The following is an 11,883-nucleotide window of genomic DNA, read 5'->3' as shown; positions in this document are numbered from 1 at the left end:
CTGAGGATACAATAAATCAGGCAAAAACTAAACCTGAGCGAAATTGAGCTTATATAAAAATGCCATTCAACATAGAAATTTTGGAGGAAAAACAAATGGGAATGATTGCTAATTATAGATATATCAATGATCAGTATTTACATCAAATGAAAAGTTTTAATGCTGAAGAAGATGATCAATTTGAGATAGTAGAGGAAGAAGAACTTCTACTTGATATAGATAAAATGTGGGATGTTCTTCATTTTGTGCTTACAGGTGTTGGCACTTCAAATCCTAGTGAAAATGATCCTTTGAGCGTGGCTGTTTTGGGTGTGACGCCACTTGAAAATGTCGCGGAATATATTGCCTATACAGAAAAAACAAAAGTAGCAGAGATTTGTTCAGCTTTGGAAAACTTTGATATGGAAGAAGCCATGGCGCATTTTAGTATGCAAGCTTGTAAAAATGCAGATCTTTATCCTGATATTTGGGATTATGATGACGAAGAGGAAGAGATTAAAGAAGAAATTTGCGAGTATTTCCAAGCAATGAAAGATTTTTACAAGAAGATTTTAGAGCTCAATGGTAACGTCATGGTCACTATTTGTTAAAAGATTTATCAAACGTTTCTAAAAGAATAAAACAGCTTGAGGCAAAAAATGGATAAAGAAGATTTACAAAAAGCATATCTTGACTTGGAAAATGAAAGCTTTCCTTCTGGTAAAAGAATCAAATTTGTAGCTAATTTGGGTAGTTCCCAAGAAATCGCATATCATTATGAACTGATTTGCAAAGATTGGAATGAAGGTAGAAACCTGCATTTAGAAGGTAGCTTTGATAAACATGGAAGAGATGGATTAGAGTTTTATTTGAACAGTTGGATGAAGTTAAAGATGAAAAACAAAGTGTATTGACTGCGTATCTTATAGCAGAAATCCTTTCTAAATCAAAGCATCGAGATTTTTATTGGTCGCTTTGTGACCAACTGATTCCTATTCTCATTTCACTTTTAGATATAAAGAATACTATTCTTCGTCAAAAGGTGGTCATAGCTTTAGGTTGGGTAGGAACAGAAAAAGAAATTGGTCTTTTGACAAGACAAATGCTAGATGATGCAGATGCTCTTTGTCGTGCATGGTCTGCGACAAGTCTCATGCAACTGTCCTTTCATAGAGTAAAAGTAGAAATCATATCAAAAGAAGCAAAGGCCAGTTTTATTCAAGCTATTACCGAAGAAAAAGATCCTTATGCTTGTGGTTTGATGATAGAAGCAGTTCAAATATTATTTGGCAAGAGATGGATACCATCTTCTGCAGTAGAAAATATGGATCTTGAAAAAATAGAAAAGGCCAAAAAATCTGCTATTAGATTTCTAAGTAAGCATTAGGGATCAATTATATAGAAACATTCGAGAGTTATTTGATAGATAAGTTTCTGCAGCTCTAAAACTACAAAGAAACATATTATCAATATCAGCACCTGAAATGTATGAATGTTGTTGTCATCATTGTTTCTTTCTACATAGTAAGCCTGCAGTACACTGAAACTACAGGCTTTTGTCTTTTAAGTGGTATAATAGAAGAAAGACGAGAAGTGTTTTATATATAAAGGGTTCCAAGATCCAATATTAATCGAGGATGGCATGAGATAAAAAAGATTTATTGGCATTATGGAAGGGAAGAAACTGGGAAAATAATGATTCGGAGATCAATTTTTTAGGGCGATGTCTTAATAAAACCATAAATATTCATTTTACAGGCTATTGTGAACAGGATCTACTCTTGTTATCGGGTGATTTGATGTCTAAGCTCTACAGAGACTTGGAGCAGCTAGATAAAAAAGCTCAAAAGGTTATTCAAGATAACTGGCCTGATGAAGCTATTTCAGAACTGGAATTAACTGAGCTAATCTTTGATAATAACACTTCTTATGGCGAATTTGCTCTAGGATATGATGCCGGTGACTCTCCGGCTGGGCCACTTTACCTGCTAGTGAAATTCGATAAACAGTTTCAAGCTACTAGAGAGGTTATTTGTGAAATTTACTAACTTGTCTAAAATTAAAAGTATAAAATAAGGTGATAAAATGAAAGAATATCTGACAGAATGGATACGTTTAAAAGAGGATTTCAATCTTCAAGATGGTGACAAATCAAGTGTTTTAGCTCTCTATCAATTTGCAGATAGACTCTCTGAGATTGAGGAAATAGAAGCAAAGAAGGTACTGGTGGATCTTTATCAAAAACTTGGTATGATGGAGAGTGCTTTTAGAGTGTTTTCGAATATCTTTGATAAAGCAGACCGAAAACAACTGAAGAAATTTGCCACTTTACAAGAGTTGAGTAACAATCGTGGGGATGTTTTTGCTTTGCCACGTCCACTAACAGTGGTAGAAGAAGCAGAGAGACAGGAATGTTTGAAAGATTTACCGTATTTTCGTTATCATCCTGATCCACTGGCTACAGATGCCTTTGTGGAGGGAGAAGAACAAATCTGTCCTTGCTGCGGTAAAAAATCGAGTGTTTATTATGCTATGCGGCCTTACTGTATCGATGATGTCGACTATCTCTGTCCGATGTGCATCGCAAATGGGGAAGCAGCGAGAAAATTCGATGCGGAATTTGTTCAAGAAGCAGAATGGACCGGAGAGCCAGATGAAGAGAAAAACAATATGCTTTTCTACCAAACACCAGGATACCTAAGCTGGCAGGGAGAATATTGGCTCTCATGCTGTGATGATTACTGTGCCTATTTGGGAACGGTAGGAACTCGAGAGTTGAAGGCAATGGATATTGCTGATGAAGTATTAGCAGAATACCACGCGCGCGATGAGTTTGCAGATGTAGAAGATTATCTTGTAAAAGATGGCTCCCTTTGTGGCTATTTATTTAGATGTCTTCACTGTAAGAAATACCATCTCTGGGTAGATGCAGATTAGGTTATTAGAGTAGCTAATCAAGAAGGTTTCGAGGTTATAAGAAAGGAATTGTGTTTTGGAGAATTTAGAGATTTTTGAAATTGCAAACAAATACTTTCTGGGACAAATGACCGATTTTAAAAACTTGTTGGTCAGAAAAATCAATAAATTAGACAGTATGGATTGGGTATATAATAAAGGAAGCGTAAAAACTTGCAAAGCTGATGAAACGGGTCGAAAGATGAGATGTAAGGTTGGATTGGGATATGGTCTAAAAGTCGAATTATCCATTGATGAGGCAGAGCTGATTTGGGAAGCGTTTCAGAAGTTTTTTAAAGAAAGCTATTTCGAAAGGATTGAAAGAAATAGAAACAATGAAGAATTAGGAAGATACGAATTTATTGCAAGGACTCCTAAAGGAGATGAAATTGAATGTAGCATTTACCTAGCTAATGAATGGAATATCCCTCAGATTTCGATTTCAGGATTTGTTTCTTCCCGATATAAATCATGCGATTTTAGCAAGTAATGGAAAAGATGGGTAGAAAAGGTGAGATATGAAGCACTTAGACCGGGACAATATGCAAAAAAGCCTTGAGGCCTTGTATGTTTTGGATGATTATTTAACAGATCCATCCAAAGATTATCTGAGATTGATACGAAAGAAAGAAACGGACCTTACTAACCGATACAGCATTGATAACGGTGCTGGGGATTCTTTGGATGTGATTTTTACAGAAGATGTCATCTTGATAAAGGGATTTGATCATGAAAGCAGTCTCAATCAGTTGGCAGCTGACCAATGGAATCAGGACATTAGCGACAGAATTTATGAAGGTATTGACGAAAAATGGCTAAATCTTTTAACTTTGAAGGAAAGGGAAGAAACGACATTTTGTATCTGGTATGATGGTGCCATTCATCAAAATAATATTGAGAATCATAATGACGGAGCCTGGCTATTGGCCTACATCTTTGACACGTTCGAACGATTTCAAGAATTTGTGACAGAATATTATTCTTTTGAATTTGATGATAAGTTGTTGAAAAAACTCTATACTGATGGGACTTTGTCTGATAGTGAATTGGCAGAACTGACACATGAATATCGAGGTTAGAAAATAATGGAACTGACGTTAAAAAGCACCCCTGAAAAATACAAAAAAATGGTAGATGAACTTTTACCTCCCTTATTGGAATTATTACAGAAATTAACCTTTTTGGAAGAAGAAATCTATGAACGCAACAAGGAACTCGATGCTGAAAAAAGGCTACTCAAGATACCTTCACATCAGATCCATCCCGAGTGGAAGGAACTGATGGACGAATACCATCAACGCTATCTGGCTCTCCTGGATGGCTGTGTAAGTGAAAAATGCTTCTCAAAAGGATCTAGAAATTCCTATGGTCATCCAAGTGAGTATTCGTATTTAAAGGGCGAGGATTTTTTCGTTCAGTTTACCATGCGAAAAGGGGATCTGGCAACAGTCATACTATACTATGAGGAAGCTTTGGAAATGAAACATAAGTTTGTGCTTAGGTTGATAGATGGCAAATGGTTGATTGATGAGAAATTCTATGGTTTTGGCGATGAAAAAACATGGTATGTCGATATGCTCTGAACAAGAGCCCTATGTTTCCTTCACCAATGATCACAAATTATCTAGACTGCAATTCTTTGAGATTAGAAGTCTAAACAATGATTTTTAATTCGTTCTCCAAGCTTTAGACGAGGTTTTATATGAAAGGCAATATGCGAAAGGATTACCTCTATCGGTATCTACTCTACAGATTTGAAAAGGAAGCTTGCAAGAATAGTGGTCTTGAAGGCATTAATCAAGAGACTAAAGAAAGAATCTGTCAGCAGGCGACAAAAACCACCAGACGGATTAGTGTATTTGTCGGTCTGGTCTACTTGATTCTGTTTTGCTTGATAATTATCTGGCTGAATGCGAATTGCTCCCAAAATCCATTTTTTCTATGGTATCAAGGTTACATAGAATCACTATTTCCATTGATCAATGGTGATTGGGGGAGTAGTTGGATTGAGAAAAAAGGGACGATATTATGGATTGCTATCAAGGCTTTCCCCATATTTGTTCTTAATGGAGCGCCCTTTCTTTTGCTTGTGCTACTGATTGCGAATAGAACCTTGAAAAAGAAATTAAAGGTTGAATGTATAAACTAAGGAGAAAATTGAGATGGGTAGAATAGTTGTAATCAGTTCGCTGGCTTTTCTTGCATTGGCATTTTTGGGGATTGGACTCGGAATGTATTTCTTCCTCAAAAGGCTGGTAGTGAATGGGAAATCTGTCTTAGATGAGCCAGTAAATGAACAAACTCGTACAGACAAGATGGGGCTTGGCGAGCTTCTAGTTTATTTGTCGATGATTGCGCTTGCTGGTGTTTTTGTAGTCCAAATAATGAGTAGGGGAGGAACTGGTAATGCTATCCTGGCAAAAATTGTCATCCTACCACCGATTATGGCACTTTTTAATGCTAGAAAACGCACGGGAAAAGCGATGATCGCACTTGTGGTTTCTTTTATGGTGGCTTTATTTCTTATGATAGCTTATGGTCAGATAGGGTTGCCACCCAAAGCTCCAGAATTGATGATAGATGACAAACCGATCACACTAACGCAAACAAGTGTGAGTGACCTTCTAAAAGAAGGTTTTGACATCTACATCAGGGAGAATGACAGCTTTAGTAACGATTATGATGAGGCTCTTTCTTCGGGGAAAATCAAGAAATACCAGGCTAATAAGAGTATTTTTATCGAAAAAGGTTTTCATCAAGATAGCAATGCTGTGTCGTATGCTCCCTATCTTCTTGGCAAAGATGGTTTAATCCTTGGAAGTATTGCCTTATACGGAGATGAAATAAAAGAAACCGCCTTAGAGGACTGTAAAATTATCCAGTTTAAACTAGATGAAGATCGTATCAAAGCAGCAAAATCAAAAGCTATCTCCTATAAGCTGGATGGTGTGGATTTACTGACTAGAATTGAAGAAGGAACCATGCGAACAACCTTTGGTGATAAATTATGGTCAGTTCCGCCTGCACATCCTGTAGACTCGACCCAACTATGGTATGGTATCCAGTGGAAAAGTCCCAGTGACCACCTGTTTTGGAATGAGTATTTTTCCTTAATTCGCTTGGATGAAAACTACCATATGATAGATTTTGAGCTAGTTGGAGAAGTAGCGCGTGACGATTGAAGGAAATGGTAAACTACTATAGTCTTTGGACGTGGTTCTATTTGTACTTTGGTCAAGATTAGTATATAATCTATCATAGAGTCATTTACTAACTAGGAGAAGAATCATGGAATTAAAAGATTTTACTGAAAAAGAACAGGAAATGATAAAGCAGGGACTGACAACATCTGAAATTAGCGATAAGGAAACTGCTGCGAAAATCCTTGCCCTAGTACCTCAGGAATGGATCAAACGCATCCCATTTTTTGTGAGAAAACACGCAACAACTCGGACAATAAAGCGAATTTCCATCGAACATCCAGAGCTCTATGCAGTTGCCAAGAGAAGTGGTGAAATTCCTGAGAAGGAACGAGAAGAATTGCGCCAAATCATTACAGACATTTTCCAAGAAAAAATGAATAAGCATAAAATTAAATAATATTCTTTTATAAAAATTAGTTGCTATAAGCCTGTCTTACAAAAATGTAAGATAGGCTTTTTAAATGTAAGATGGGTGTACGATTATGCGTGGAAATGTATGCTATACTCTATGTAGATCAAAATGAAAGAGGTTTATTATGAAAAAATGGAATGCAACGCAGTTGAAGTACCTGATGGCAGCTATAATGGTTTTAGACCATATCCCCCATATCACTGGGCTAGTACCTCCCTTATGGGAAGGTATCTTTCATGCTATGACCCGTTGTGTGGGAGTTTGGTTTGCCTATATGGCTATGGAAGGTTTTATCCATACTCGAAATCTGAAAGACTATCTCATCCGTCTCTGGAGTTGGGCTCTTATCATGTTCGCAGGAAATAGCCTGCTCAATGCCCTATTCGCCTCTAAGGGAGTAATGGTTAATAACAATATTTTCTTGACTTTGGCCATCGGTGTCACCATGCTTTGGCTTGGTTTTCCCAGAAAAGAGTTGGATGAAAAGGAGAAGTTGTGGCGTCGGATTGGAGTTGCGGTTCTCTTGATTTTCGGTTGTCTTTTTACTGAGGGCGGCATCACCATGTTACCATTTCTCTTGATTAGTTACTCTTGTCGAAATCGTAAGGGAGTGCGAAATCTTCTCTATACTCTCCTTTGGGCCTTTCTGTTAGTGACTTCCATCCAAATCTATGACTCTTGGTACCAAACACTGGAAATGATGCTTTACAATTCTGACTGGCTCTTTATCACTGTCTTTCCTTTTATGGCCTTGTATAATGGGGAACGTGGTGAACAAACTATATGGAATAAGTATTTCTTTTATATTTTCTACCCAGCTCATCTATGGATCATAACTTTGATTGCTTATTTGGTTAAGTAGATTCAATTTCCATTAGCTCCTTCTTACTTAAAATGTGAGAGGAGCTTTTCTGTGTCTGGAAATCCTAATAAAACATGTTATAATAGTTTTAGAAAGGACGATGTTTATGGCTAAGATATTGGTTATTGAAGATAATAATGAAATCCAAGAAATTTTGCGAACACTTCTCACTGAGGAGCACGAGGTGATTCAAGCCTTTTCTGGTACGGAAGGTATCATGCAATTTGATAAAGGTGGCATTGATCTCGTTCTGCTAGATATCATGCTTCCAGGGAAAAATGGCGACCAAGTCTTGCAAGCCATTCGAGAAACTAGTCAGACCCCAGTTATCATGCTCACTGCTTTAAGTGATAAAAAGCTTATCAGCCAATATCTCTTAGACGGTGCCAATGATTATATAGTAAAACCTTTTGATTTGAACGAAGTCTTTGCCAGAGTCACCGTGCAGTTACGCCAAAGCGGTGAATATCAGTCAGAAAACCAGAGAAAAACTGAAAACCTCCTACAAAACTTAAAAAATATCCAGTTTGATGCGGATAGTTTTGAAATAAGTAGCGCAACTGAAACGATTCGTCTTGCAAAGAAAGAGTGTCAGATTCTCCAAATGTTGCTCCAGCATCCTAAAAAGATCTTCACCAAGGAAGAACTCTATGAATTGATTTGGGAAGAAAGTTACCTACCTGGAGATAATACGCTCAACACCCATCTAAGCAATCTCCGTAAAAAACTGCATCAACTGGATCCAAATCATGAGTACATCGAAACCATTTGGGGAGTTGGTGTTCGATTAAAAGGAGACAAGTAATGATTTATATTTTGATATCTCTGTTGCTCCTTATCAACATCATTCTAGCGATTTCTTTGATTCGCTATCATATAGCAATTAGAGATTTAAGCAGACAAATCGAAGAAAAGATTCGCTCTGGTAGCATGAAGAGGATCGGGGTAAATTTCTTTTCAAAGACCATTTTGCGTCTACATAACCAAATTGAGAATCTATTTCAAGAAGTGGAGCAAAATCAGCTAATCATGAAGCGTGAAAAACACACCCTAGATATGGCAATCAGTAACATCGCTCATGATATTCGGACACCTTTGACAATCGCTTCAGGATATACTCAGCAACTAATAAAACATCCCGATAATAGTCCAGAAACCTTAAACAAAATAGCCCATCATCTTGATTTGGTTTCCAAACGTTTGGAGGCTCTCCTCGAATATCGTCATTTGATGGAAGGAGCAGTCAAACCGAAACTGGAAGAACTTGATTTATCAACTTTTATAACGAAGAAGACTTTAACTTATTACGACGTTTTTCAATCTTCACAGATTGTTCTTGATTTTAACGTTGAACCAGGATTGAAAACGACGACTGATGAGGATTTGCTTGATCGAATTATACAAAACCTCCTTGGAAATGTTCTCAAGCACGGCAAGGAGAAGGCTCGACTTTCCTTGAAAAAGGAAGAAAATAGGCTTGTTTTGGAAATTGATAATCTAGTCAAAAAGCCTATCAAGAATATAGACAATCTCAGCAATCGTTTTTATTCTGAAAATATGTCAGATACCGAAGAATCCTCTGGTTTAGGTCTCTATATTACTGAGGAATTAGTTCATCTTCTTGGAGCGGAAATGAAGCTAGTTGCTGATGGCGAATGGTTTTCAGTATTTATTTATTTTTAACGAAAAGAAACCTCCTCAGTAGTCTAGAGGAGGTCATTTTTTATAGACTTTTCTTCTTGAAAACGGTAAGGCTGCTGAGAGAGAAGAAAAGTATGACAGAAACGCAAACCGTGATGGTATAGAGAATAGATTGACTATTACTAGTCATAGCATAGGCAAAATCTAGGATTAAATATCGTAGAATTTCAATGTCTGGGAAAACAAGCATTGGCATAGAAAGTAAGATAGAGCTGACCAAATAACCAATAAATACCGCAAGATAAGAATGACTAACATAGAGTATGAAGGAAACAATTGAAAGCCAAGCGAGAAGGCAGAGAAATTGAAGGAAAATGGTTACAAGTAGATTGCCGATAAAGCCATCAGGCATCGTACCAAGTCCGTTTAGTAGAGTTGCTGGAATAAAGGCAATAACAAGGCTAACAATAAGTTGTAAGAAAGCGATACTAGCAAGTACAAAGCCTTTGGCAAGGAAAAACTCGGTACGAGAAACGCCAACTGTCAAACTATTTTTATATAGTTTGCCGATTAGATCAACTCCAAGAACGAGGCATGCCAGGATGATGCAGAGAAAAACGAGGTTTGAACTATTGCTAGATGCGTTGATAAGAGCTTGGACGCCGTCCCAACCTTTGGTCGGAAATTCTGTTTCAGGTGTAGTATTTACTGACATTAGATGTCCTGTAGCTCCGATAGTAGCACCCATTAACATAAGTACAAAGAGAATGAATTCTGTAATCCAGAATCCTTTGGAGCGGAAAAGACGGTAAAAATCTGCTTGAATGGTGTGTATCATGATTTTTCTCCTATTCTACCAATTGGGTGAAGTATTCTTCTAGGTTTTGACGGGCAAAGTAAATCTCATCAATAGCAACATCGGCCAAAGTTAGTTGTTTAAGAATCTGTTTGACATCTTGTTCATTACCAAAGATATGGATTTCATTTTCAGGGTTTACAACCTTAAACTGGAGCTGGATTTGTTCTTTCAATACCTGACAAGCTCTTTCTTTGTCGCTTGTTCTAAGTACGATATAATCTTCACTTAGTGTTTCAAATTCAGCTTTGCTGATTTCACGGATAATCTTTCCTTGATCTAAGATACCAAAACGATTAGCTAGGAGATAGAGTTCTGACAAGATATGGCTAGAGATGAGGATAGTTATTCCTTTCTCTTGATTGAGCCGCTGGATCATTAGGCGAAATTCTTTGATTCCAATAGGATCCAGACCGTTAATGGGTTCATCAAGAATCAGGAAATCAGGTTTGGATAGGAGGGCAATGGCGATACCAAGTCTTTGTTTCATTCCTAGTGAGAAATCACGAAAGACTTTTTTTCCCGTATCTGACAACCCAACATAGTCCAAGGTCTCATGAATCACCTTATCAGCATTTGGAATATGACGTATCATACAATAATATTTCAGATTCTGGTATGCTGTTAAGTGATTATGGGCTACAGGTGATTCGATAACAGAACCCACTCGAGATAAAGCCTTGGTCCACTCATTTTGTTCTTGACTAGAAAAGAGGGAAACTGTACCTTTGTCCGCAAACAATAATTGTGTAATGATTTTGATAAGAGTAGTTTTTCCTGCTCCGTTTTTTCCAATTAGACCATAAATATCCCCCTCTTTTATGGTTAGACTAAGATCTTGAAGAATAGCTTGTTGGCCGAATTGTTTGGTCAGTCCATGAATTTCGAGTACTGTTTTCATGATTTTCTCCTTTTGATTTATTTTTCTAACTTTAGTATAAGGTATAGAAATCAAAGAAAGCTCAAGTAATTCTAAAGAGTTTCTAAAGTTTTCTGATTTTTAAAATGTCAAAAACCCAGTTAAGGATTTAACTGGGAATTTTCTCTATAAAATATACTTCTCAATCGCACGCGCGACGCCGTCTTCTTCGTTGCTGGCTGTGACGTCGTTAGCAAGGGATTTGACATAATCGCTGGCATTTCCCATAGCAATGCCAAGTCCTGCAAACTGGAGCATTTCGATATCGTTATTGGCATCACCCATGGCCATGATTTCTGATGGCTCAATCTTCAAAATCTCAGCTAGTCGTGAAAGAGCAGTAGCCTTTGTCGTTCCAAGTGGCATAGCTTCATAAATGACAGGTTGCGAACGAACTCCGCTAAATCGTTGGCAGAGCTCCTCAGCAAACCGCTGCTCAAAATCGTCTGTTTGGTCTTTTGTTCCCAAAAACATGCCTTGGAACATACGATACTTACCACTGGTGGCTTCTTCAAGTGAAATTTCAGTCAGGTCTGAAAAAACAAGTTTGGCATCATTTTGAACGATTTGATTAGGCTTACCACCGAGGACAAAATAATGTTCTTCATCAAAAAGAGTCAACTGGACGTCGCTTTTTTCTGCTAGGTCATAGAGGTATTCGATGTCAGCTGGACTAAGTTCTTGCCAGTCAACTAGACCCCAGTCACTGGTCTGGTGTGTTGAACAACCGTTATTAACAATGACATACTCGTTCTGGAGGTCAAGACCTAGTTTTTTATAGTAGGGGAGGACACCAAAAAGCGGTCGACCTGTACAGAGAACCAGTTTGACACCTTTTTCAATGGCTTGGTGAATGGCAGTGATGTGGGCTTGCGGGATTTCCTTGGCTTCATTAAGGAGGGTTCCGTCCATATCCAAGGCTAGTAGTTTAATCATAAGACTTCCTTTTCTAGGTGTTTTGCTTTTATTATAGCATATAGACTATAAAATGTCTGACAGAATTGTAACATTCAAGCTCCCTTTTCTTGAAAAATAAAATAAATTATCTTATAATAT

The 11,883-nt window shown here is 37.5% G+C and carries 17 protein-coding genes; 13 read left to right on the top strand and 4 right to left on the bottom strand.

What is annotated here, in order from left to right:
* Nucleotides 1–95: 95 nt before the first annotated feature.
* The 8 genes from HMPREF9965_RS08085 (at nt 96) to HMPREF9965_RS08060 (ending at nt 4,517) form a co-directional block, all read left to right on the top strand.
* On the top strand, nt 96–590 hold the full coding sequence (locus HMPREF9965_RS08085) for a YfbM family protein (RefSeq protein WP_000525334.1): 495 nt from the start codon (nt 96–98) through the stop codon (nt 588–590).
* 48 nt (nt 591–638) lie between these two features.
* Nucleotides 639–893 carry a hypothetical protein gene (locus HMPREF9965_RS13360; RefSeq protein WP_004243670.1) on the top strand — a complete coding sequence of 85 codons (255 nt, stop codon included), beginning with the start codon at nt 639–641 and terminating at the stop codon, nt 891–893.
* Nucleotides 857–1,366, top strand: a complete 510-nt coding sequence (locus HMPREF9965_RS08080) for a HEAT repeat domain-containing protein (RefSeq protein ID WP_255264848.1) — start codon at nt 857–859, stop codon at nt 1,364–1,366. The genes HMPREF9965_RS13360 and HMPREF9965_RS08080 overlap by 37 nt, the downstream gene beginning before the upstream one ends.
* Nucleotides 1,367–1,640: 274 nt before the next feature.
* Nucleotides 1,641–2,027 carry a hypothetical protein gene (locus tag HMPREF9965_RS0102475; protein ID WP_001240148.1) on the top strand — a complete coding sequence of 129 codons (387 nt, stop codon included), beginning with the start codon at nt 1,641–1,643 and terminating at the stop codon, nt 2,025–2,027.
* 37 nt (nt 2,028–2,064) lie between these two features.
* Nucleotides 2,065–2,916, top strand: a complete 852-nt coding sequence (locus tag HMPREF9965_RS08075; protein WP_000666420.1) for a CbrC family protein — start codon at nt 2,065–2,067, stop codon at nt 2,914–2,916.
* Nucleotides 2,917–2,971: 55 nt separating this feature from the next.
* Nucleotides 2,972–3,424 (top strand): hypothetical protein, encoded by a 453-nt coding sequence (locus HMPREF9965_RS08070; RefSeq protein WP_000429177.1) that lies wholly within the window; start codon nt 2,972–2,974, stop codon nt 3,422–3,424.
* 28 nt (nt 3,425–3,452) lie between these two features.
* The gene (locus HMPREF9965_RS08065; protein WP_000681267.1) at nt 3,453–4,013 is read left to right on the top strand and encodes a hypothetical protein; all 561 of its coding nucleotides are present in this window, start codon (nt 3,453–3,455) and stop codon (nt 4,011–4,013) included.
* 48 nt (nt 4,014–4,061) lie between these two features.
* Entirely contained in the window at nt 4,062–4,517 is a 456-nt protein-coding gene (locus HMPREF9965_RS08060) for a hypothetical protein (RefSeq protein ID WP_255264847.1), read from the top strand.
* A gap of 158 nt (nt 4,518–4,675) precedes the next feature.
* Here the strand turns inward: HMPREF9965_RS08060 and HMPREF9965_RS13195 are convergent, their stop codons facing one another.
* A complete protein-coding gene (locus tag HMPREF9965_RS13195) occupies nt 4,676–4,861 on the bottom strand; it encodes a hypothetical protein (RefSeq protein ID WP_004243676.1) in 186 nt (61 codons plus the stop codon).
* Nucleotides 4,862–5,096: 235 nt separating this feature from the next.
* Here HMPREF9965_RS13195 and HMPREF9965_RS08055 point away from each other — a divergent pair, with 235 nt between their 5' ends.
* The 5 genes from HMPREF9965_RS08055 (at nt 5,097) to HMPREF9965_RS08035 (ending at nt 9,094) form a co-directional block, all read left to right on the top strand.
* The gene (locus tag HMPREF9965_RS08055; RefSeq protein WP_000532711.1) at nt 5,097–6,116 is read left to right on the top strand and encodes a hypothetical protein; all 1,020 of its coding nucleotides are present in this window, start codon (nt 5,097–5,099) and stop codon (nt 6,114–6,116) included.
* A gap of 106 nt (nt 6,117–6,222) precedes the next feature.
* Nucleotides 6,223–6,534, top strand: coding sequence for a hypothetical protein (locus tag HMPREF9965_RS08050; protein WP_000420575.1), 312 nt, complete (start codon nt 6,223–6,225; stop codon nt 6,532–6,534).
* A gap of 139 nt (nt 6,535–6,673) precedes the next feature.
* Nucleotides 6,674–7,411 carry a TraX family protein gene (locus HMPREF9965_RS08045; protein ID WP_000759200.1) on the top strand — a complete coding sequence of 246 codons (738 nt, stop codon included), beginning with the start codon at nt 6,674–6,676 and terminating at the stop codon, nt 7,409–7,411.
* Nucleotides 7,412–7,517: 106 nt separating this feature from the next.
* A complete protein-coding gene (locus HMPREF9965_RS08040) occupies nt 7,518–8,216 on the top strand; it encodes a response regulator transcription factor (protein WP_004243652.1) in 699 nt (232 codons plus the stop codon).
* A complete protein-coding gene (locus HMPREF9965_RS08035; protein ID WP_000639368.1) occupies nt 8,216–9,094 on the top strand; it encodes a sensor histidine kinase in 879 nt (292 codons plus the stop codon). The genes HMPREF9965_RS08040 and HMPREF9965_RS08035 overlap by 1 nt, the downstream gene beginning before the upstream one ends.
* Nucleotides 9,095–9,134: 40 nt before the next feature.
* Here HMPREF9965_RS08035 and HMPREF9965_RS08030 read toward each other — a convergent pair whose 3' ends face one another.
* From HMPREF9965_RS08030 to HMPREF9965_RS08020, 3 genes are all read right to left on the bottom strand, one after another.
* On the bottom strand, nt 9,135–9,890 hold the full coding sequence (locus tag HMPREF9965_RS08030; protein WP_000581976.1) for an ABC transporter permease: 756 nt from the start codon (nt 9,888–9,890) through the stop codon (nt 9,135–9,137).
* Nucleotides 9,891–9,900: 10 nt separating this feature from the next.
* A complete protein-coding gene (locus HMPREF9965_RS08025) occupies nt 9,901–10,809 on the bottom strand; it encodes an ATP-binding cassette domain-containing protein (protein ID WP_000859683.1) in 909 nt (302 codons plus the stop codon).
* Nucleotides 10,810–10,953: 144 nt separating this feature from the next.
* Nucleotides 10,954–11,763, bottom strand: a complete 810-nt coding sequence (locus HMPREF9965_RS08020; RefSeq protein WP_000593588.1) for a Cof-type HAD-IIB family hydrolase — start codon at nt 11,761–11,763, stop codon at nt 10,954–10,956.
* Between the last annotated feature and the right edge of the window lie 120 nt (nt 11,764–11,883).

This window comes from Streptococcus mitis bv. 2 str. SK95, assembly GCF_000222705.1.
GTDB classification, from domain to species: Bacteria; Bacillota; Bacilli; order Lactobacillales; family Streptococcaceae; genus Streptococcus; species Streptococcus mitis_AY.
This window is presented reverse-complemented; position numbering and strand designations above follow the sequence as displayed.

Bases quoted from the DNA above. Each gene is read 5' to 3' on its own strand.
- HMPREF9965_RS08085 (WP_000525334.1), top strand. From the start codon at position 96: ATGGGAATGATTGCTAATTATAGATATATCAATGATCAGTATTTACAT.
- HMPREF9965_RS13360 (WP_004243670.1), top strand. From the start codon at position 639: ATGGATAAAGAAGATTTACAAAAAGCATATCTTGACTTGGAAAATGAA.
- HMPREF9965_RS08075 (WP_000666420.1), top strand. From the start codon at position 2,065: ATGAAAGAATATCTGACAGAATGGATACGTTTAAAAGAGGATTTCAAT.
- HMPREF9965_RS08065 (WP_000681267.1), top strand. From the start codon at position 3,453: ATGAAGCACTTAGACCGGGACAATATGCAAAAAAGCCTTGAGGCCTTG.
- HMPREF9965_RS08060 (WP_255264847.1), top strand. From the start codon at position 4,062: ATGGTAGATGAACTTTTACCTCCCTTATTGGAATTATTACAGAAATTA.
- HMPREF9965_RS08055 (WP_000532711.1), top strand. From the start codon at position 5,097: ATGGGTAGAATAGTTGTAATCAGTTCGCTGGCTTTTCTTGCATTGGCA.
- HMPREF9965_RS08050 (WP_000420575.1), top strand. From the start codon at position 6,223: ATGGAATTAAAAGATTTTACTGAAAAAGAACAGGAAATGATAAAGCAG.
- HMPREF9965_RS08045 (WP_000759200.1), top strand. From the start codon at position 6,674: ATGAAAAAATGGAATGCAACGCAGTTGAAGTACCTGATGGCAGCTATA.
- HMPREF9965_RS08040 (WP_004243652.1), top strand. From the start codon at position 7,518: ATGGCTAAGATATTGGTTATTGAAGATAATAATGAAATCCAAGAAATT.
- HMPREF9965_RS08035 (WP_000639368.1), top strand. From the start codon at position 8,216: ATGATTTATATTTTGATATCTCTGTTGCTCCTTATCAACATCATTCTA.
- HMPREF9965_RS08030 (WP_000581976.1), bottom strand. From the start codon at position 9,890: ATGATACACACCATTCAAGCAGATTTTTACCGTCTTTTCCGCTCCAAA.
- HMPREF9965_RS08025 (WP_000859683.1), bottom strand. From the start codon at position 10,809: ATGAAAACAGTACTCGAAATTCATGGACTGACCAAACAATTCGGCCAA.
- HMPREF9965_RS08020 (WP_000593588.1), bottom strand. From the start codon at position 11,763: ATGATTAAACTACTAGCCTTGGATATGGACGGAACCCTCCTTAATGAA.